General features: G+C 45.7%; 20 protein-coding genes. 19 read left to right on the top strand and 1 reads right to left on the bottom strand.

The genetic code is table 11. The features are described from left to right. The first annotated feature begins 29 nt into the window (after positions 1-29). The 8 genes from PPA03S_RS18055 to PPA03S_RS18025 all read left to right on the top strand — a co-directional run bounded on the left by PPA03S_RS18055 (position 30) and on the right by PPA03S_RS18025 (position 7,483). Positions 30-995 (top strand): ABC transporter permease, encoded by a 966-nt coding sequence (locus PPA03S_RS18055; RefSeq protein ID WP_157284241.1) that lies wholly within the window; start codon positions 30-32, stop codon positions 993-995. A 13-nt stretch (positions 996-1,008) separates the two neighbouring features. Next, complete coding sequence (locus PPA03S_RS18050) at positions 1,009-1,911, top strand: carbohydrate ABC transporter permease (RefSeq protein ID WP_062324824.1); 903 nt, start codon at positions 1,009-1,011, stop codon at positions 1,909-1,911. Between the two features lie 211 nt (positions 1,912-2,122). Continuing rightward, positions 2,123-2,299, top strand: a complete 177-nt coding sequence (locus PPA03S_RS32950) for a hypothetical protein (protein ID WP_157284239.1) — start codon at positions 2,123-2,125, stop codon at positions 2,297-2,299. 350 nt (positions 2,300-2,649) lie between these two features. Then, entirely contained in the window at positions 2,650-3,468 is an 819-nt protein-coding gene (locus PPA03S_RS18045) for a purine-nucleoside phosphorylase (protein ID WP_062324822.1), read from the top strand. A gap of 204 nt (positions 3,469-3,672) precedes the next feature. Further along, positions 3,673-4,212: an SMI1/KNR4 family protein gene (locus PPA03S_RS18040; RefSeq protein ID WP_062324820.1), complete on the top strand. Its 540-nt coding sequence runs from the start codon at positions 3,673-3,675 to the stop codon at positions 4,210-4,212. A gap of 45 nt (positions 4,213-4,257) precedes the next feature. Further along, positions 4,258-4,698 (top strand): GNAT family N-acetyltransferase, encoded by a 441-nt coding sequence (locus PPA03S_RS18035; protein WP_062324819.1) that lies wholly within the window; start codon positions 4,258-4,260, stop codon positions 4,696-4,698. Between the two features lie 140 nt (positions 4,699-4,838). Further along, complete coding sequence (locus tag PPA03S_RS18030; RefSeq protein WP_062324817.1) at positions 4,839-6,086, top strand: MFS transporter; 1,248 nt, start codon at positions 4,839-4,841, stop codon at positions 6,084-6,086. A gap of 74 nt (positions 6,087-6,160) precedes the next feature. After that, positions 6,161-7,483 carry an LLM class flavin-dependent oxidoreductase gene (locus PPA03S_RS18025; RefSeq protein WP_082704216.1) on the top strand — a complete coding sequence of 441 codons (1,323 nt, stop codon included), beginning with the start codon at positions 6,161-6,163 and terminating at the stop codon, positions 7,481-7,483. Positions 7,484-7,883: 400 nt separating this feature from the next. On the opposite strand, the gene PPA03S_RS18020 is transcribed toward PPA03S_RS18025, so the two are convergent. After that, positions 7,884-8,282 carry a hypothetical protein gene (locus PPA03S_RS18020; RefSeq protein ID WP_062324813.1) on the bottom strand — a complete coding sequence of 133 codons (399 nt, stop codon included), beginning with the start codon at positions 8,280-8,282 and terminating at the stop codon, positions 7,884-7,886. Between the two features lie 495 nt (positions 8,283-8,777). Between PPA03S_RS18020 and PPA03S_RS18015 the strand changes: the two genes are divergently transcribed. The 11 genes from PPA03S_RS18015 (at position 8,778) to PPA03S_RS17965 (ending at position 21,005) form a co-directional block, all read left to right on the top strand. Next, the gene (locus PPA03S_RS18015) at positions 8,778-9,563 is read left to right on the top strand and encodes an alpha/beta fold hydrolase (protein ID WP_062324811.1); all 786 of its coding nucleotides are present in this window, start codon (positions 8,778-8,780) and stop codon (positions 9,561-9,563) included. Further along, positions 9,538-9,720 (top strand): hypothetical protein, encoded by a 183-nt coding sequence (locus PPA03S_RS18010; protein WP_062324809.1) that lies wholly within the window; start codon positions 9,538-9,540, stop codon positions 9,718-9,720. The genes PPA03S_RS18015 and PPA03S_RS18010 overlap by 26 nt, the downstream gene beginning before the upstream one ends. 190 nt (positions 9,721-9,910) lie before the next feature. Further along, entirely contained in the window at positions 9,911-10,105 is a 195-nt protein-coding gene (locus PPA03S_RS18005; RefSeq protein WP_157284237.1) for a hypothetical protein, read from the top strand. 774 nt (positions 10,106-10,879) lie between these two features. Beyond that, positions 10,880-12,049, top strand: coding sequence for a serine hydrolase domain-containing protein (locus PPA03S_RS18000; RefSeq protein WP_062324805.1), 1,170 nt, complete (start codon positions 10,880-10,882; stop codon positions 12,047-12,049). Between the two features lie 289 nt (positions 12,050-12,338). Next, positions 12,339-12,683: a PadR family transcriptional regulator gene (locus PPA03S_RS17995; protein ID WP_062324804.1), complete on the top strand. Its 345-nt coding sequence runs from the start codon at positions 12,339-12,341 to the stop codon at positions 12,681-12,683. Beyond that, complete coding sequence (locus PPA03S_RS17990) at positions 12,676-13,230, top strand: DUF1700 domain-containing protein (RefSeq protein ID WP_062324802.1); 555 nt, start codon at positions 12,676-12,678, stop codon at positions 13,228-13,230. Before PPA03S_RS17995 ends, PPA03S_RS17990 begins: the two co-directional genes overlap by 8 nt. A gap of 700 nt (positions 13,231-13,930) precedes the next feature. Then, entirely contained in the window at positions 13,931-15,718 is a 1,788-nt protein-coding gene (locus PPA03S_RS17985; protein ID WP_245683655.1) for a cache domain-containing sensor histidine kinase, read from the top strand. Beyond that, the gene (locus tag PPA03S_RS17980) at positions 15,715-17,274 is read left to right on the top strand and encodes a response regulator transcription factor (RefSeq protein WP_062324798.1); all 1,560 of its coding nucleotides are present in this window, start codon (positions 15,715-15,717) and stop codon (positions 17,272-17,274) included. Before PPA03S_RS17985 ends, PPA03S_RS17980 begins: the two co-directional genes overlap by 4 nt. Before the next feature lie 286 nt (positions 17,275-17,560). Further along, complete coding sequence (locus PPA03S_RS17975; protein WP_411835307.1) at positions 17,561-18,466, top strand: ABC transporter permease; 906 nt, start codon at positions 17,561-17,563, stop codon at positions 18,464-18,466. Positions 18,467-18,490: 24 nt separating this feature from the next. Next, on the top strand, positions 18,491-19,447 hold the full coding sequence (locus tag PPA03S_RS17970) for a carbohydrate ABC transporter permease (protein WP_062324794.1): 957 nt from the start codon (positions 18,491-18,493) through the stop codon (positions 19,445-19,447). A 58-nt stretch (positions 19,448-19,505) separates the two neighbouring features. Beyond that, positions 19,506-21,005 (top strand): ABC transporter substrate-binding protein, encoded by a 1,500-nt coding sequence (locus tag PPA03S_RS17965; RefSeq protein WP_062324793.1) that lies wholly within the window; start codon positions 19,506-19,508, stop codon positions 21,003-21,005. Positions 21,006-21,072 lie beyond the last annotated feature (67 nt).

The following is a 21,072-nucleotide window of genomic DNA, read 5'->3' as shown; positions in this document are numbered from 1 at the left end:
CCGCTGTATGTTAATAGGAGGAGTGAAGGATGGCAAACACGCCAGGAGCCATACAAGATCAATCCGCTCCAACCATCGTTGCCAAGACGCCTTTTTTAAAGCGTTTACGAAGTCAGAAGCAATTGATGTTCATGTCTCTGCCCATTGTCGCGTACATTCTGGTATTTTCGTATTATCCAATATGGGGCTGGGTGATGGCCTTTCAGAATTATAGTCCGGCGAAGAGCTTCGCGCAGCAGGAATGGGTCGGACTTAAGCACTTCAAATTTCTGCTTACGGACGACGCGTTTCTGAACGTGCTTCGCAACACGATTGCCATGAGTGTAATTAACATGGTACTTGGATTTGTAACGGCTATTATTTTTGCGATTCTCCTTAATGAGATCAAAAACAAGTTCTATAAACGGACGGTTCAAACGATTTCGTATTTACCCCACTTTTTGTCATGGATCATCGTAACAGGGATTGTGGCAAGTTCATTATCCGTAGACGGCGGGATTGTCAACGTGGTTTTGATGAAGCTGGGACTAATTCAGGAACCCATCATGTGGCTCAGTGTCCCGGAATACTTCTGGGGAATTGTCGGTGCATCGCATGTATGGAAAGAGGTAGGCTGGAATGCCATTATTTATCTGGCCGCCATTACATCGATCGATCCCTCGCTCTATGAAGCAGCTGAGATTGATGGAGCCAACAGGTATAAGAAAATGCTGTATGTGACACTGCCGGGAATCAAGTCCATTGTCATTATTCTACTGATCATGAACATGGGCTGGATTCTGGAGGCTGGATTTGAAGTCCAGTACCTGCTGGGTAACGGGGTTGTCGTTGACTGGTCTCAGACCATTGACATCTTTGTATTGAAATACGGATTGCAGATTGGTAACTATTCTCTTGCTACTGCTGCAGGTATTTTCAAAACGGTCGTTAGTATTACGCTAATATTTGCAGCCAACTCGATTTCCAAACGTTTCGGTGAGGACCGATTAATATGAGGAGGACACATCGATGGGAATGAACAAGTCTCGGCTTGAGCCGATTGTCTTCCATACATTAAACGGCGCACTGATGATCTTTATTGCGGTCGTGACCCTGTATCCATTTCTGAATACACTTGCCATATCTTTTAATGCGGGAAATGACACGATTCGAGGAGGCATCTACCTGTGGCCGCGGGAGTGGACGGATCAGAACTACAGAGCCGTATTTGCCGGAGGAACCATTTTCCAGGCTTTCGGAATCTCTGTGGCGAGAACGGTGCTGGGAACAATCCTCAGCCTGTTCCTGACTTCCATGCTGGCCTATACGCTAAGCCGTAAAGACTATATACTTCGCAAGCCAATTACGATTGTCGTTGTGCTCACGATGTATTTCAGTGCAGGTCTGATTCCGACCTATTTCTTGATGAAGGATCTACATTTGCTTAACAACTTTCTCGTCTACATTATTCCCGGCCTGATTAGTGCGTTTAACATGATTGTTATCCGTACCTATATTCAGACGCTCCCCGAGGGGCTGATCGAATCGGCCAAAATTGACGGGGCAGGCGATTTCAGAACGTTCATATCCATCATTCTGCCGCTGTGTCAGCCTGTGCTGGCAACTGTGGCGCTGTTCGTCGCTGTGGGGCAGTGGAATTCATGGTTCGATACGTTCCTGTATGCTTCCTCCAAGCAAAATTTGAGCACATTGCAATACGAATTGATGAAGCTGCTGTCTTCGTCCATGAATTCCAACAGCAGCGCGGCAGTTGCCAACGGTGCAGATATTGGGGCGGCGCGTAACATGGTTACGCCAGTGTCCATCCGGGCAGCTATTACGATCGTAGCGGCTCTGCCAATACTGATTGTCTATCCGTTTCTGCAAAAATACTTCGTCCACGGTTTGCAACTGGGTAGTGTGAAGGAGTAATCCACAAGGAAGTGCAGAGTGCAGTGTGGAGTATAAATCATAAGAAGAAAATCGGTCACAAGGTGGCCGATTTTTTTTGTTGTATGTGACATTTCTTGCTCTGGGTAAATCGTGAGAAAAGCTGTGTTATGGATTAATATGGAAAAATATGATAAGGTAGAGATATAGGTTAAAGTGAGTTCAACATTTGATTCCGAAATGAGATGAGAAGATGGATCACATCCGCAATTACCTATTTGTTTTCGCAGGCAATTTTGCAGCTGCCTATATTATTTTTCCCGAAAGAACGATTGCCAAATCCATGATGTTCGCTGCACTGATGCTGCTGCTGAGCATGGGGATGGATTTTATGAAAAGCAAAAATCAGCATTCGCTGGAGCAGCAATAAGCCAGCTTATCTTTACATGCCGATGAAAAATACCTGTCCGTATTTAAGAATGGGACCGATTCTCGACAGAGGATCGGTTTTTTGTGTACAGTTGAAGGATGGATAATACGAAGAATAGTCAAGTACGAAGGCAGGGGGAACTTTTCATATGATCCGAAACCAAATTTTAATGAATTATTGAGAGAATATTTCGAGGTGTTACAGTGCGGGCTCAAACCTTAACCGGCTTCGGTAGAGAGGCAAAACCCATCTTTGTCAGGCTTCCATTTACATGATCACTAATGTTCATTACACTTGGTATAGAGTAACTACATAAAATCCAAATTCAGTTTATCAGGAGGAATATATTCATGCATCAGTCCGCACATATTCAGGAAGCCAGAGATTACATATTAAACCGGATTAACGCAAAGCCTGTCGTGGGCATGATTCTGGGATCAGGGCTGGGAGCACTCGCGGACGAGATCGAGAATGCTACCATCATTCCATATACGGACATTCCCTATTTTGCTCAATCCGAGGCTATTGGTCATGCCAACGAATTGGTCATCGGAGAGCTGATGGGCAAGACAGTCGTAGCCATGAAAGGACGCCTTCATTATTATGAAGGATTTACTCTGGATGAAGTTACTTTCCCGGTACGGATTATGAAAGCACTGGGCGTAGAGCAGTTAATCATTACCAATGCCTGTGGAGCGATCAATACCAGCTTCGAACCCGGACAGCTTATGCTGATTACCGATCATATCAATCTGGTAGGCAATAATCCGCTAATGGGGCCGAATAATGCCGAGCTGGGCGTGCGTTTCCCGGATGTGTCACAGGTATACAACCGTGAGTTGCGCAGTATCGCTAGGCAGGTTGCGGAGGAGCAGAATGTTAGTTTGCAGGAAGGTGTATATGCTTGGTGGAGCGGTCCGGCGTATGAGACTCCAGCAGAGATTCGCATGATTCGTACGATGGGCGCGGATGCAGTGGGCATGTCGACGGTACCTGAGGCGATTGTAGCCATTCATGGCGGTATGAAGGTACTGGGCATTTCCTGTCTGACCAATATGGCCTGTGGTATTCTAGACCAGCCGTTAAGTCATGATGAAGTGATTGAAGTTGCGGCAAAAGTGAAAACAACCTTCATCGGACTGGTTAAAGGTATTCTGAAAGAGATGTAATCCGTATCGCGGATCGAGAGGGTCTCTCCTTACAAAGCACTCGTGTATCAGGCATTGTCCATAACGGAAGATTTCTGTTGGGCAGTGCTTTTTGCTTTGCTGAACAAGCTGTATAGGAAGATAAGCACAAGCTCCCTTGTATTTTTCAGGCCGGTTATCGTACTGTTGAAGAACCAATAAAGCACACAAGAAGGAGGATGTAGAATGATCGAGCAAGCAGCGCTGCTGTGGCAGCGTATTATTGCAAAAGGGATGGGCGCAAATGCCGATGTTGAGGTAGCGCTCAATCTTCAACCTGGTGCGAACGATGAAGATTTCCGGTCCCTAGAAAACGAACTTGGCGTGACATTGCCTGAAGAGATGAAGGCTCTGTATCGTGTCCATAACGGACAGGCCTGGAATATTGGCGTACATTCCTTTGTTCGTAACCTGACATTGTCTCCTCTGGATCAGGTGAAGGAGAACTGGGCATTTTTGCAGGAAGAATTCGACCCGGACGAGATCGAGCCCGAGATTGAAGATGATGCCATTAAGCCTGTGCTGTGGAACTGCAAATGGATTCCGATTGCTGCCAATGGTGGCGGAGATTATCTATGTCTGGACACAGACCCATCAAGTTCTGGAACCGTGGGACAGGTGTTGTACTTTTGGCATGATTGGGGACATCGATCGGTTGAAGCAGCGGGGTTGTTTGAATTTATTCAGAGGTGTATAGAAGAAGAGGATGCGGACGATGCAACGTAGGCAGCTCAAATCCAATTACACTAATCTGGAAAAGGAGTCTTTCCAATGATCCAAATAACCATGCGTCAATCCAAGCAGGCAGATCAGGAGCATCTCGCTGAGTTGCGAGCTCTGGTTCTGTATGATGATCTAGACAGGCTGGGAAGGTACGATGAGGTGAAGGTTCGTGAACGTTTCCGTAATACATTTGACCCTGAGTATACGTGGATTATTGAGGTCAAGGGTGTATTGGTGGGGTGTGTAGCGTTGAAGCCCAAGTCGGAGGAGATTCTCCTGGAACATTTCTATATCCATCCCGATTATCAGGGTCGACAAATAGGCACCCAGGTGCTAGACATGCTGCTGAAACGGGATGAGGTTCAGGGAAAGCGTGTCATTTTAAATGTATTGCAGGGCAGTCCGGCTCGGCGTTTGTATGAACGATTTGGGTTTGTTTTGGACCGTGAAGATGAGGTGGATGTGTTCATGTCCGTTCAAATGCAGTAATCGTTACTGTCAAAATAGAGCATCCAACAGATCCATTCATTTAATTCTTGAATGGGTCTATTGAACTTTTCTATTATACTTTCCAGTGACGGTATCCTAATATGGATGATAACCTACTTTTTATATAGGAATTATATAGTATGGAGAATGCCAAGATGCCGCATTGGAAGCGAAATCTGTATATTCTGTGGTTGGGTCTGTTTTTCAATCATATGGCTTACACCTTGTCTGTTCCGTTCTTTCCGCTGTTTCTGCAAAATGACCTCGGTATTCAGAGCGGACTGGAAGTCTGGTCCGGCGTCTCGATCTCGATCAGCTTTCTGATTAGCGGACTCTGTGCGCCCTTCTGGGGATCGCTGGCTGACAGATACGGCAGCAAACTGATGCTGGTTCGTTCGGGCGTTGGGCTCGCTATTGCTCACCTGGCTAACTATTTCGTTTATGATCCTTACACGTTTATTGCTGTGCGGATATTTCAGGGACTCATGGCCGGGTTCAATCCTGCATCCATTACGTTGGTCGGCGCCAATACACCGGAGAAGCATGTAGGTTATGCGCTTGGTGTCATCTCCACATCCACGGCTGCCGGGGGAATTCTGGGACCGCTTGTGGGTGGTGTACTAAGCCATTGGATCGGGCTGCGCGGATGTTTTATCGCCTCGGGAATGATTACGCTGCTCTCGGCCGTGATGGTGATATGGGTAAAAGAATCCCGTGCTCCCCGCACTGTGGTTCGCACAAGTATTCTGGGTGATCTGAAAAAAGCAGCCTCTACTCCGGGATTAATGCGGATCTATGGTTTGATTTTGCTCGTTTCGACTTCCGTACTTATTATCGAACCTGTGCTGACGCTGTATGTTGTCCAGATTGGTGGAGACGTCAGTAGTGCAGCACTTAGTGCAGGAGTCGTCTTCTCGGCCATTGGCGTGGCAACGGTAATCATGGGGCCGCGCTGGGGACGGATTGGCGGGAAGATCGGATACGAGAAAACGCTGTTTATTGGTCTGGTGGGCGGCGGCATTGGCAGTTTACTGCAACTGACAGCGTATAATCTCATTTATTTTGGAAGTCTGCGATTTGTCTATGGCCTGTTCTTCGCTGCGGTGTACCCGGCCTTGAATGCATTAATCATCAAATATACTGACCGTGATTTTCGGGGGAGGGCTGTCAGTCTGAGTCAGACTGCGAATCAATTCGGTATTGTACTTGGCCCGTTACTCGGCGGTTTTTTGGGCGGATGGACGGGGATTCCTTTTGTTTTTCTCTTGACAGGCATTGTCCTTCTGGGAGCAGCCTGGACAGTCAGGGTAAGCGACAGGAACCAGGCAAGTAAACCGGGTTTGGGCATGGCACCGGCAGAGGCAGGCGGAAACAGCATAAAGAAATGATGAAATGATTTCTCAGATAACATAGGATACTCGGACTGAGATGGGTCAGCACCACAACATAGGGAGGAATGAATATGTCACAACGACGATTGAGATTGGGAGCAAACTTGAATGGAGTGGGAAATAGCATCTCTTTTTGGCGACACCCGGATATTCCGATTAATGCCAGCGTTAATCTGGATTTCTACAAGAAGCAGGCGATTAAGGCGGAGGAAGGGAAGTTTGATCTGCTCTTTATTGCGGACGGCCTCTTTATTAACGAGAAATCCAATCCGCATTTCCTGAATCGTTTTGAACCGTTAACCCTGCTCTCCGTTCTCGCGGGTGCAACCTCACACATCGGGCTGGTTGCGACGTTGTCCACCTCATATAGTGAGCCGTTCACCGTGGCGAGACAATTTGCTTCCCTGGACCATATTAGTGGAGGACGAGCGGGATGGAATGTAGTCACTTCGCCACTGGAAGGCTCGGCGCTGAATTTTGGCAAAGGTGAACATCCGAACCACGCGCTGCGCTACGAAATTGCAGAAGAACATCTGAATGTGGTCAAAGGCCTGTGGGATTCCTGGGAGGACGATGCGTTTATCGGGGATAAAGAAAAGGGCGTTTTCTTTGATCCATCCAAACTACATACGCTGAATCACAAAGGAAATCATTTCTCGGTACAGGGACCGCTGAATGTGGCACGTTCCAAGCAGGGACACCCGGTCATCTTCCAAGCCGGTTCTTCTGAATCGGGCAAGGATTTGGCAGCCAGATCGGCAGATGCCGTATACACGGGACATGAAACGTTGGAAGAAGCCAGAGAGTTTTACAGAGATGTTAAGGCAAGAGCCGTGGCGTATGGGCGCAAAGCGGAAGATATTCTAATCTTCCCGGGCATTGGACCCATTGTGGGCAGAACAGAGGAAGAAGCGGAGCAAAAATATCAAGAGATCGCGGGGTTGGTCGATATTGACCAGGCACTGAATTATTTGGGCCGTTACTTCGATCATTATGATTTTTCCCAGTTCCCGCTGGATGAACCTTTTCCTGAGATCGGTGATCTGGGCAGCAACAGTTTTCGCAGTACAACGGACAAGATTAAGGAGCAGGCACGAGAACAGGGGCTGAGCCTTCGTCAAGTCGCACTTCGTGCATCGACGCCTCGCACATCATTCATCGGTACGCCGGATCAGATCGCTGATCAGATTCAGGAATGGTTTGAAGGCGAAGCTGCGGACGGTTTCAACATTCGTACAGTTGTGCCGAACGGGCTCGCAGACTTCGTTGATCTGGTTGTGCCGGTCTTGCAGGAACGTGGGCTGTTCCGTACGGAGTATGAGCATGAGACACTGCGGGGCAATCTGGGATTGGAGATTCCACACAATCGATATACGTTGGAGACAGCGAAATAAATGATATTACAACAGAGTGCAAGCGAGTTCATAGCGCACTGATCCAATGAAATTCGCGGGTGCTCTCTATGAATTGTTATGACCATAACAAAAATGTTGTTCAGCCATAAAGCTAACGGGAACGATAGCTCAATAACAACAATAAGGTAGCCGATCACTGTGATCGGCTGTTTTGTTCAGCTAACGGGCAGGTTAATTGAAATCGCACTCGAAGAGGGGAAACGCTGAGTTGCACACCGCCGGAAACTCCGCTCGATTGAATGTTATCAGCTGTTTCCTAATACCTCCTCAAGCATATTTAAATAACTCCTCCTAATAGTCTTCTTATCTTTCAGCTTTAATAATAATTGATAAAAACCTTTTCTATAATCGGAATGGTAGGAAAGGTTCGCTTTGTCCATCACATCACCCATAGCTTCATCAGATGACTCCATTGATCATTTTCAAACATTGTTTTGTCATAGACCAAATTCTTTTCACTGTTTAGGATACCGATATCATAAAATGTAAAAGGATTGTCTCCTCCAATAAATGTAGATACTAAAAATTTATCAGGCATCAGGCTGTTTGCAAAATCACACCACGCCGGTTGGAACTTCGCTTTTACACTTTCGGTCACTTCGTACAATGCGATATGCGGAGTAATATCTTTAATTGTTAGCAATAAATCTACATCCGAGTATGCGTCTGAGGTTTGTTCAACACGACTTCCAATTACATCTATTCGGGTTATAAAATCCAACCCATTTAAATGGTCTATTAACTGTTCGGTCAAACCTTCACTAGTCGACGTTTCCATTATACCCCCTCCACTAAACTCCTGTTTGTCTTGCCTGTGCGTTAATATATAAATATTGCTAATATAACATACCAATCTTTGCTTAAATGTAGTGCAGAATCAGAATGGTTAAATGGGTAGTAAATAAAACAAGGGTACTTGTAAGATGTCCGTGTCTTCTGATGTTTTTCCAGTTGAATGATTGGTATCGAGATAGGTAAGTATCATTCGGAAGGCCTCCCCTTCCCGCCATTGAATTCATCCATATGGCCTATCATCCCTTCCGGCGGAAGCCATTTTATCATAGCTTGTGGGTCCAGAAATGCAACATATATGGCTTGCGGTGATGCTCTTATGATTCGTGATGCGGAGTCTTTTCTATTAACGTCGCACAGATATAGTTTTTGTGTCGCGACATATAGGTAACAAGTGAATATTTTTTTATTATCGACAGTATGTTCAATCATAATTAGAATGATATACAGGATATTATTACCATATTGAGGAGGATGAGAAGTGGAACTTTTTTACGAAATTGAAGGGGATGGTTCCCCAATAGTCATGATCCACTCTGGAGGTGTTGACTCAAGGGTGTGGAGGTATATGGTGCCAGAACTAGCGCAATCCTTCAAGATCATTACCTTCGATGGTCGGGGAACCGGTCGCTCGCCTGTTATGCAAGAGCCGACTTCGCTTGTGGAGGATTTGCGCAATCTTCTCGAACACCTCGGGCTAGATCGTGTCACACTTGTCGGCCATTCCATGGGTGGGCAGGTCGCGACTGATTTTACGTTATCATATCCTTCCATGGTTGATCAACTTGTGGTGATTGCCCCCTCATTAACGGGATTTGTATATTCGCAGGAATTTACCAATTATATGACATCGGTGAATGCGGCGGCTCCCGATATTTCTAAACTTGTGGAGTTGTCCTTAGCCGGGCCGATCTATCGGGCTACGATGGCTGGCCCCCATGGGAGTTTTCTGAGTGAAATGCATGCTCAATACATGGCAAGGGTATTTACCGAGTGGAGATGCTTTGAGGTCCTGTGGCCAGAGCCGCCTGCGATTGAACGGTTAGAGAAAATTGCAGCAAGTACTTTATTCATACAAGGAACAATAGAATGGCCGGACATGTATAATATCGCCGAGCACTTCAAGCGTGTCCCAGCGATTCAGTTTGCCGAAATCCAAGGGGCCGATCATATGCTTGTCCTAACTCATGCGAAACCACTAGCAGATTGCATCCAACATTTTATACTGGGAGAGCGCGATAATGTCGTGGATCCAAGAAGTGAATGAAGCTATTTGTCAAGCCGCCGAGGAAAATATTCGAACGGCCATTTATTATAAAGGGAAGGAAGAAACAAGGTTTGAAGGGATGGCTTCTTGTCCAATGCTGGAGGACAAGAACTTGGTTCTACTTCGGTATACGGCTGATCCTAAATTTACGTCGTGACTTGTCAGGAATAATCTAAAGAGAATGGGAATCCTTGGTCTTTGAGGACGTTGTTTCAGAGGGACTTGGATAGGACGGGGGCTATTTGAAGCCTTTTCTTGTCGAGGAATGATAGTTCAACGCATCATGGAGTAGTTTGCAGGCGGCAGCTGCTCCATTTTTCATACAAAACAAGAAGGCAGCATTTCACATGATGGGCGGCTTTTGTTCAACTAATTGGTGGAGAAATAATTATCTCATTTTCGAAGAAATTGAGGAAGTTGCTTGGATGGAACCTCAAAGAGCAGAAGAATACATACATGTACCAAGTGAGTTAAAGGAATTAATAATTGGTAAATCATTAGCACCATATGTACTCAGAGGAACTATTGATCACAATTCTTAATACAGTTTGTTGAAGTAACTGGATACGATAGCTCAATAAAACCCAAGGAGGCAGGCGACCAACGTGATCGGCTACTGCAGAGCAAAGTATAAGGACAGCTACCGTGCAGGGCACGAAAGCAGTATTTTTTTGTATGAAGCAGCCATCAAAGTTTAAAGACGGCGCAGATCGGTGGCAGGCTCCCGTACATCAACGCCCTGCAAACGGAATACGAAAAGCTTCAAGAGGATAAAATGTGTACCGACTATGGGAAACTGAACGATAAGCACAAAAAAAGAACGGGGCGCGGCGGTCATTCATAGACCAATCGCACCCCGTTTTTACTATGGATGTGTCACGCAGCAGGACGATGATTTTGAGGGGAAAGGTATATAAGCATGCTCCTCTCATAACGCACCTGGAAACCAGCACTATATAAGGGAATATACGCCCCTATTACGTAACATCCCGCTGTTTCTGCTTTACGCTCGTTGGTCGTTGATACTGAATTTAGTTCAAAATATCTCTCATTGGTAAAAAAAAAATAATATACTATTGATAGTGGAGGTACTGTGTTGTACGATGTATATGCAGGAGGTAAGGGTGAATGGCGGAAGAGATATTACGAATTTATGAAAAACAAACCAGTTAACAGAGTATTTTAAGGAAAAGAATTAATTTCTGGGATGCGAAAAAAAGAGGAATTACCGCTTGTTAGGACAGAATGACGTTGTAAAACAACAATTATGAAGATGATTACAAACTTACAATATTACTAGAGAAGAGGAATAACTTATGAAAATACGTTGTCAAATTACATCTGCAAGTCTGGCCTTTTTAATAACTGGAAGTTTCCTGCTATACACATCGCCAACCTCAATTGTAAAAGCAGAGCCTACTCAAAATGTATCCAGTTCGTTACACAGAAACACTCAACAAGATCATAATTCCGTCAAGCAAGCAATGCGGGATACATTACAACTTGGATTCCCGGGGATACTCGCTAAAACTTCTGAGGGTGGAAAAACGTGGGGTTATGCCGCTGGGGTAGCGAATCTGAGCACCAAGAAACCAATGGAAACCAATTTTCGATTTCGCATTGGCAGCGTGACGAAGACATTCACCGCAACGGTTGTACTTCAATTAGCTGGAGAGAATCGCTTGAATCTAGACGACTCCATCGAAAAATGGTTGCCTGGTGTCATTCAAGGAAACGGATATAATGGTAAACAGATTACCATCCGGCAGATATTGAACCATACAAGTGGTATTGCTGAATACTCAAGGTTTAAAGACGCTGATTTTATGGATACAAAAAAATCGTATACGGCTGATGAATTAGTGAAGATGGGGATTTCTCTGCCCCCAGACTTTGTCCCAGGAAAGGGTTGGTCTTATTCAAACACGGGATACGTATTACTGGGTATTCTTATTGAAAAAGTAACGGGAAACAGTTATGCGGAAGAGATTGAAAATCGGATTATTGAACCACTTGAATTGTCGGATACATTCCTACCTGGCAATTCAAGCGTCATTCCAGGCACCAAGCATGCTCGGGGATATTCCCAACCAAACGAAGCAAGTGAGATAAAAGACGTTACTTATTATAATCCAAGCGCAGGTAGCTCGGCTGGAGATATGATTTCTACTGCTGACGACTTAAATAAGTTTTTCTCTTCCTTGCTCGGTGGCAAATTACTGAAGGAACCGCAACTAAAACAAATGCTTACTACAGTTCCTGTAGGAAGAGCTGGAATCGATGGATATGGTCTTGGAATCTCTGAATTTAAGCTTCCAAACGGTGTCCCGGTATGGGGGCACACAGGTGGCATTCTAGGGTTTTCTACTTTTGCAGGAGGTACACTTGGAGGCAAGCATACGTTGGTTGTCAGTTTGAACAGTTTGGGTAGAGATAACAGTCCTAATCCTTTTAAAAATATTTTACTTGCTGAATTTAGCAAGTAGGAAAAACGGAAAATACGGATAAATTTTGTCATAGTTTTTATAGGGTTCATAAGCCCCAACTTACTTTTAAAAATAAATTTGGGGCTTTTTAGAATTACGGTGGCGACTTTTTAAACCTTGCTCCTCTCAAAACGCTGCCGGAAAACCCCTGTAATACAAGGGGCTTTTGTGCTCCTATTGCGCAACATTGCCCGCTGTTTCCGCTTGCGTACGGCGGTTGTTGGCAGTGAATTTACTATTGATGAATATAGTACTGTGTTGTACGATATATATTCAGGAGGCACAATATATGAATATAGAAGATTGGAAATCACAAATTAAGCGAGGAACACTCGATTTTTGTATTTTATTGTTAATAAAGCAGCGGCCATATTACGGGTATGAAATCATAGGTATGTTAGAGCAATATCCTATTGTTGCTGCAAAAGAAAATACAATTTATCCACTGCTTAGAAGATTACTGAAAGAAGAATATATTTCTTCATCTTGGCAAGAAGGTACAGAGGGCTTGCCACCGAGAAAATATTATACCCTTACAGAAAAAGGAGACGAATACTTAAACGCGATGTCCTTAGAATGGGATAATTTATTAAAAGCTATATCAGAAATTAAAGGAGAGTTAGATTATGGATAAAATTATGAATGATTATCTTGAAAAAATTGAAAAGTATTTGAAATCTATGCCAGATTCCGAGCGTATTGACATTGTAAAAGAGATCAAAAGTTTAATGCTTGAATTGCAAAATAACGGAGTAGCTGCTGAGCAAATCATCGAACGGTTAGGAAACCCAAAAGAACTAGCGAAAGCATACTTAGGTGAAGCCATTTCAAAGAACAGTAAATTTAGTTGGCGTAAATTCGGCGCAATATTTGCATTTTGTAGCAGCTTTGCTGGTGTCAGCGGTATGTTACTTTTGCCGTTCATCAGTACGCTTTCCATTGCTTTCATGATTGGTGGAATTATTACGCTGATAGGCGGAATTGTTAAATTTGCCGGGTATCTTATGGGATATGATATTGCCGGAATAACAATCGAAATGGGAGCATTTACACCAAGCCCAATGCAGTTCTTGCCAATTTCTATTGTGATTGGTGTGTTGATGTATTGGCTCGGGAAAGTGTTATGGAAACTTACAATTAAATATATACACGCAATTAGTCCGAAAAAGAAAACAGTGTAATAATATCAAGAACGGGGCGCGGTGGTCATTCATGACCAACCGTACCCCGTTTTTACTATGCTGTGTCACGCAGTAAAGCCCTTATCTTTCTCAAAACGAGAGCGGAAAGCCCGCGTAATACAAAGGGTTTTCGAGCCCCTATCGTGTAACAATGCCCGTTGTTATCCTTGAGGCAACCGAACATTACCATCGAAATCTGGTAGGGTATCTTAAACGCAATGGATGGATTCATTACGTTAAAGCCCACCGTAGCCATCGGAGTTCGTGACTAGAGATGAGTAGGATTAGATTTTATCCAAGGCATGTTAGGGCATGAAAAAGCCTCAACCACACAAACCTATGCTCAACTACGAGGAGAACGACGGTGTGGTGTGGCTACCCATCAAGGATAAAGGGATACCTAACGTGCATTGAAAAACTTATTGAAGATAAACAAATCCATCAGCTTCTTTCACCGTTTATTGTTTTTTTTGGCCTATGAACGAGCCTAGCCGCTTGAAACTTGTACTGTATACTATACCTCAAGAGGACCATTCAATGGATCGGATAAATGGAGAAAGGGCGAAATTCTGTGTTTTGAGGTGGATTGTCGAATCGAACCAAACGGTGATACACTGGGTTGGAAATGGGTCTGAAAGGAGGTGTTCAGGCACGAATGTCCAGGATACGAACCATGTATAGGAATTACCTGAAGAAAAAAATGTTCAACAAAATTCTGTTGTTTTATTCCATGGTTATGGTTCTGTTGTTCATCAGCGTCTCCGTTTTGGCCTACCGCTACTATGAGCAACGGGTCGTACAGGAACAGATGGATGCCAGTCTACAGGAACTGGATATCGTCAGTATCAACTTGAATCAGCAGTATGAACGGCTGTATAACGCCGTGCAGCAGATTTATACAGACGCCATGATCGGCGACGATCTGAAATATTTTCTGACTCATGAATACGAGGATTTTCTTAATTGGCGCTTGAATCAATACGCATACAGCTACCGTACCGAGCGCGGAAATTTCGATTATCAATTGCGTCTGCTGCTAAAGGATGAAGCCTCGATTGCAAATGTCGTGTTATACAGCACGGATCACGATTTCTTCTATGTTCTCAATCGGGAGACCCAGCACTTTTACTATCAACCCAAGCTGTCAGCAGGCCATAAAGACTGGTTCCAGCGGCTGCACAGTGCACCGTGGCAGTACATGGGCAGCGAGCCGCTTTTCGAAGGGAAAATGGATGATGCTCCTACCCCGTACAGCTACGCCAATGTGCTCAAGGATTCCGTGACATTGAAACAGTACGGTGCAATTATGTTTGAGCTAAATACAGATCGCATCAAAGGTCTGCTGCGCGACAGGCTCGACGGCAAAGACAGCAGGATCATGCTGATGACCGGGGAAGGTCAGGTGATTTTCGATTCGAAGGGCAAGTATGATAATACCGTTTACCCTTATTGGGGGCAGATGAATTTACCGGAAGATTGGGTGAATCTGGAGGAACGCTCCAAGGTGCAGCTGCTGAATATCGGGAATACAGGCATGGTCGTGGCTGCCATTATTCCAGAGTCACACATCAAACAGAGTCTTCAGGCCATTCGTCTCAGTCTTATCGGCATTGTCATCCTGTGCATCATTGTTAGCTTTGCGATAACGTTCACCATCATTCGCCGATATTCCAAAAAAATTCACAGGCTCGTCCTTTACATGCGGCGCTGGCAGGAGGGGGACCTGAGTAAGCGAATCGAGATGGAGGGTGAAGATGAATTGCAGCAGATTTCGCAGAGATTTAACCATATGTGTGATCGGCTGGAGTCTTACATAGAGACGGTATATGTGTCGGAGATCAAGCAAAAGAACGCGCAGCTCGTGGCTTTGCAAGCCCAGATCAATCCCCATTTTCTGTACAATACGTTGGAAAGCATCCGTATGAAAGCCATCAGCTTGGGAGCCAGGGATGTTGGACAAATGATCTATATTCTCGCTACGATGTTCCGGCATTTGATCAAAAAGCAGACGCATGTAACCTTGGCGGAAGAAATAGAGCTGTGCGGCATGTATCTGGCTTTGGTTCAGTATAGGTATGAGGACAAGTTGGAAGTGGAGACTCATATCGAGAATGCAGCGGCGGGGAGCATGATCGTCAAGTTGTTGATCCAGCCAATCATTGAAAATTACATTGTGCATGGTTTTCGCACGAATGATGATGATAACCGGATTTCCGTCACAGCCGCAGAAGTAGATGGTGTAATCCGTATTCGTGTAAAGGATAACGGAAAGGGGATCTCCGCGGAGAGGTTACTTGAACTGCAAAACGCGTTGCACACGGGCGATGAAACTACTGAGACATCCGATCAATCTTTGGGTCTTAAGAATGTCCACGACCGCATACGTCTGAATTATGGCAGCGATTATGGTCTGCACCTGAACAGTGTGGAGGGAGAAGGATGTGAGGTGACGATCAGTATTCCATTCACAAGGGAGGAAGCGGGATGAGAAGTGTAATGTTGGTCGATGATGAGCCGCTGATTGTAAAAGGAATGCAAGCCATCATTGATTGGGATCAGAATAATATGCAGATTGCGGGTACGGCTTGCAATGGGTTGGAAGCGCTAGCAATGATGGACGAGGGACCTGTCGATCTGATTATTACGGATATCATGATGCCGCAAATGACCGGACTTGAGCTGATCCGGGAGATTAAAGAGCGCAGTCCATACACCAAATTCATTATTTTGAGCGGATACGAAGAATTTAAATATGTGCGGGAAGGCATCTCGCTGGGGGTAGAGAATTACCTGCTCAAGCCAGTCAATATGGACGAATTGGAAGCAACCATCAAGCATATGCAGCGCGACTGGGAGCAGGAGGAAATGCGCCAGATTCAGATGGATCAGAGCTGGAGGATTCTGCGCAACAATATTTTGCAGCGGTGGGCGAACGAGACCATTGACGCCAAAGAATTTCGGGAGCGTGCACAACTGCTGGAGATTCCCATGAACAAGTCCAGTTATTGTGCAGCCTCTCTGCGGATTGTAGGGGATGACGAAGGGAATGATCCGCAGATACACCTTGCAGGAATCGCTGAGAAGTGCGAGCTGCTCGGAAACCAAGGCCTCCCGGATGGCTGCGGGGTAATCTGCTTTCCCGATCAGGAAGGAGACATCATGCTGCTGTTCATTTCAGCCAGTATGGAAAATCATGATGAATGGCAGCTTCAGGCACTCAGCAGAATGAAGCAAGCGGTTGCCGAGGACACGGGTGCACGTGTATGGGGGATCATCGGCCAATCCGAGTCGACCTATCTGGGTTTTCCGAAGAGCTGCAAGTCCGTAAAGCTGTGGCTTCAGAACCATTTGTTTATGGATTGTGAAACCTTTATCATGCAAGTGGAGAGCGAAGAAGACGCCAATCCACATCAAGAGAAGCCTGGGCCAGCGATGGAGCAGTTCCACAAGCTGCTGCGGGATGGGGAAGGTACAGAAGTGGACCGGTTCATCGACGAATTCTTCATGGTTGAGGGTAAGGAACGCTGCTTCCCGAGAACACCGTTCTTTAATTCTGCCATCCAGCTTATGCTGGCTGCCAAGGAATTGGAGAAAACACCTGACTATGGGGAAATCTTTGGACCACTGTCCAGAATTCATACGCTCAGCAAACTGAAGCAGCTTGTGAGAAAAACGGTTCATCGTACGCTGAATACATATCACACCGCCGAGAAAACGTACAGCCCGCATATCATGGCTGTGTTGGAGGTGGTGAAGAATCACTACCAAGATGAGCTTTCACTAAAAACGCTTAGTCAGCGGCTGGAGCTCCATCCGAACTACCTCGGCCAATTATTTCAGCAAGAGGTCGGCACCACTTTTTCTGACTATGTAAACCAGTACCGAATTGAGCGCGCCACTCATTTGCTGTTATATTCGGACAAAAAGACAGCAGAAATAGCGGGCGAGGTAGGCTATTGGGACTCTACTTATTTTTACAGACAGTTCAAGAAATATGCTGGTGTTTCTCCCACAGAGCTGCGCTCCATCTACATGAAAAAATAAGCCGGGTTTACCGGCTGAATGAAGACACACCCCGTGCGGGTGTGTTTTTTTTGCTATGGAATTTATGCACGATCTTTAATTAATCCATCTATTTATTGGGTTTTTCAACTATCCCCAAATTGGTAGCGCTTGCATAATGGAGGAAGGAGTGAACGAGGAATCCAAAGCACCAAAAGGGCTTAGGTCTGCCAGTGTTGGTTATAGGGGATTAATACTGGGTGCAGCTAAGTGATAATGAATGCGATTATAAGGAGGGACAGCCGTGCTGGGCATCTTCAAAAGTCTGATGAAGAACAAGGCGTTTCTTCTGCTGGTACTGCCGGGAGCAGCGTGGTTTATCATTTTTGCCTATTTGCCAATGTTCGGAACCATTATTGCTTTTAAGGACTTCCGGATCCATCCGGGCGGATTTCTTGAAAGCGTTCTAAAAAGTGATTGGGTCGGGTTCAAGAACTTTGAGTTTCTATTCTCAACGAGTGACGCCTATATCATCACACGTAATACCATTCTGTATAACCTGGGTCTGATTTTTCTCGGGTTGGTGCTCGCGGTGACGCTTGCGATCATCATGAACGAGCTGTTGAATAAACGGCTGGCGAAGATTTACCAGACCGCAATGTTCATGCCTTATTTCCTGTCATGGGTTATTATCAGTTATTTCGTCTTCTCGTTTCTGAGTGTGGAAAAGGGTGTGTTCAACCAGATCATCATGTATTTCGGTGGAGATCCGGTTAGTTGGTACAGTGAGACAGGATATTGGCCGTATTTTCTCATTCTGCTCGGCCTGTGGAAAGGTGCAGGTTATGGCAGCGTAGTCTATCTGGCAGCAATCGCAGGTATCGACCGCTCTTATTATGAGGCAGCGATGATCGACGGCGCCACCAAGTGGAAACAGATCCGGTACATTACGCTGCCGCTGCTCCGACCGCTGATGATCATTCTGACCATTCTGGCGATCGGCGGCATCTTCCGTTCCGACTTTGGACTGTTCTATCAGGTTCCGCGGGATTCCGGTGCACTGTATCCGGTCACCAATGTCATCGACACGTTTGTATACCGCGGCTTGACCATTATGGGCGATACAGGGATGAGTACGGCGACAGGATTGTATCAATCGGTCGTTGGTTTGATTCTGGTCCTGCTGGCGAACTATGCTGTGCGTAAAATTGAAAAGGATTATGCCGTATTCTAGGCTGCGGCAAGGGGGGTGCTATCCATGAGTAACTTAAGCGAACCGATAAAGCGGGCATCTGCCCCTGCGAAGAGGAGCAGAAAGAAACCAAGAGATCTGAATGCCATTTCGCCGTTATCCAATGTGATTTTTAATATAGCGATCGGTCTGTTTGCCTTATCTTGTATCTTTCCATTTCTGTTCATCATCATCATCTCATTTACCGATGAGAAGACGCTGGCGATCAATGGATTTAAGTTATTCCCTGAAGTCTGGACGCTGGATGCCTACCGATTCCTTATGGAATCCGGGCAGCAGATGGCCCAATCGTTTGGGGTTACCTTAACGGTGACGGTTGTTGGAACCGCGCTGACATTGTATTTGGTCACCACGTATGCGTATGCCATCTCGCGTAAAAATTTTGCACAGCGTCGGTTCTTCAGCTTTTTGGCTTTCTTCACGATGCTGTTCTCTGGCGGTCTCGTTCCCAGTTACATTGTGGTTACGCAGGTGCTGCACTTGCGGGATTCGATATGGGCGCTGATTCTTCCGTCAATCATGAATGCTTTTTACATTATCGTTATGCGTACATTTTTCACGACCACCGTGCCGGATGCTGTCATTGAATCAGCCAAGATTGACGGGGCTACTGAATTCGGTATTTATACACGCATCGTACTGCCGATCTCGTTGCCAGGTATAGCAACCATCGGATTGTTCAGTACATTAGGATTCTGGAATGACTGGTTCAATGCACTGCTCTATATCGACAATGCGAATTTGATTCCGCTCCAGACATTACTGATTCGAATACAGAACAATATGGATTTTGTTGTGCAAAACAGCAGCCGGGTCGTATCCTACGATATTGCCTCGACATTGCCAACGGAGACCGTCCGCATGGCGATGGTTGTTCTGGCTACACTGCCGGTTGCGCTGGCGTATCCGTTTTTCCAAAAGTATTTTATACAGGGCCTGACCATTGGTTCGGTCAAAGAATAAGTCTGGTTGTGCCTGCCCCATAAAGGCAGTAACAATAACATTAATAAGGGGGATACACATGAAGACAAGAAAAATCGCACTGCTCATGGCTGCCTTAATGCTTGCTTTTGCTACGATGCTAGCAGGCTGCGGGGGCGGTAATACCAATGATACTAGCGGGAATGCGGCATCCGGGGGAGAGTCCGGCGATAAAGACCCGGTGGAGCTCAAGGTATATCTGATTGGTGGTCCACAGCGCGATCTGCCAATGGTGCAGGAGGAAATGAACAAATACTTAATGGAGAAAATAAATACAACCGTCGACATCACGATGATTGACTGGGGCGACTATTCCAAGCGGATGCCGGTTATTACCGCTTCGGGCGAAAATTATGATATCGCTTTCACCTCTTCGTGGGCTTATGACTATCTGCCAAATGCTACTAGAGGTGCATTCCTGCCAATCAATGACCTGTTGGATAAGTACGGTCAGGGCATTAAAGAACAGCTTGATCCACGATTCCTTACAGGATCGCAGATCGGTGGTCAAAACTATGCCGTGCCAGTCAACAAAGAGTTGGCTTCGCAATGGGTATGGCGCTTCAACAAGCAGTACGTGGATAAATACAACATGGACATCACCAAGATTCGTACATTAGAGGATCTGGAGCCTTACCTGAAGCAAATCAAGGACAATGAACCGGCGGACATCACTCCGCTGGCTGTTCCGAAGGGCTTTAAGCCTTATCTGGCATTCGACTTCCTGCTGGGTGACGAATTCCCGGTTGGTATCAACATGAATGGTGACACCGGTAAATACGTTAATGTGCTGGAATCCGAAGAGCTGAAGAGCTCCTTGAAAACCATCCGCAAATACTATCAGGCTGGTTATCTGCGCAAGGATGTAGCGACATTGGAAGGCATCGACAACATCAAGACGGGGAAATGGTTCGTTGATCGTGAACAGACACAGCCTTACGCCGAACTGGGATGGTCTAGAAGCGCAGGCTATGATATCGTGACGACACCGATGCAGGATCCGGTTATTTTCACCGGCTCGGCAACAGGTGCTATGCATGCCATTTCGGCGAACTCCAAGAACCCGGAACGGGCCATGATGTTCCTGAACTTGCTGAATACCGATCCGTATCTGCGTAACCTGATCAACTATGGCATTGAAGGTACACATTACAAAAAGATTTCGGATAATGTCATTGAGGATCTGCCAGCGATGAAGGACGGATTCCAGATGCCTGGCTTTGCCCTGGGTAACCTGTTCCTGACCTACATGCATAAGGAAGATCCAGCCGATAAGTGGGAAGCATTCAAAGAATTCAACAATTCCGCGAAGGTTGCTCCGAGCTTTGGCTTCAACTTCAATCCTGACCCGGTGAAGACGGAAGTGGCTTCCATCTCCGCCATCGTGAAGGAATTCTACCCATCCATTATGACGGGTGCAGTAGACCCGGATGAGCATCTGCCAAAAGCGATCGAGAAGTTAAAAGCGGCAGGTCTGGATAAAGTGATTGCAGAAGCGCAAAAGCAATACGATGAATGGAAAGCTGCCAATCCAAAATAAACCTGAAAATAAAGAAGACATGGAAACGTCTGTCCGGTTTTGATGGGCGTTTCTTTTTACCTGATTG

It is taken from the genome of Paenibacillus pabuli NBRC 13638 (assembly GCF_001514495.1).
In the GTDB taxonomy this organism is placed as follows: domain Bacteria; phylum Bacillota; class Bacilli; order Paenibacillales; family Paenibacillaceae; genus Paenibacillus; species Paenibacillus pabuli.
Note: the sequence above shows the minus strand (reverse complement) of the source record. Positions and strands in the feature narration are given on the sequence as shown.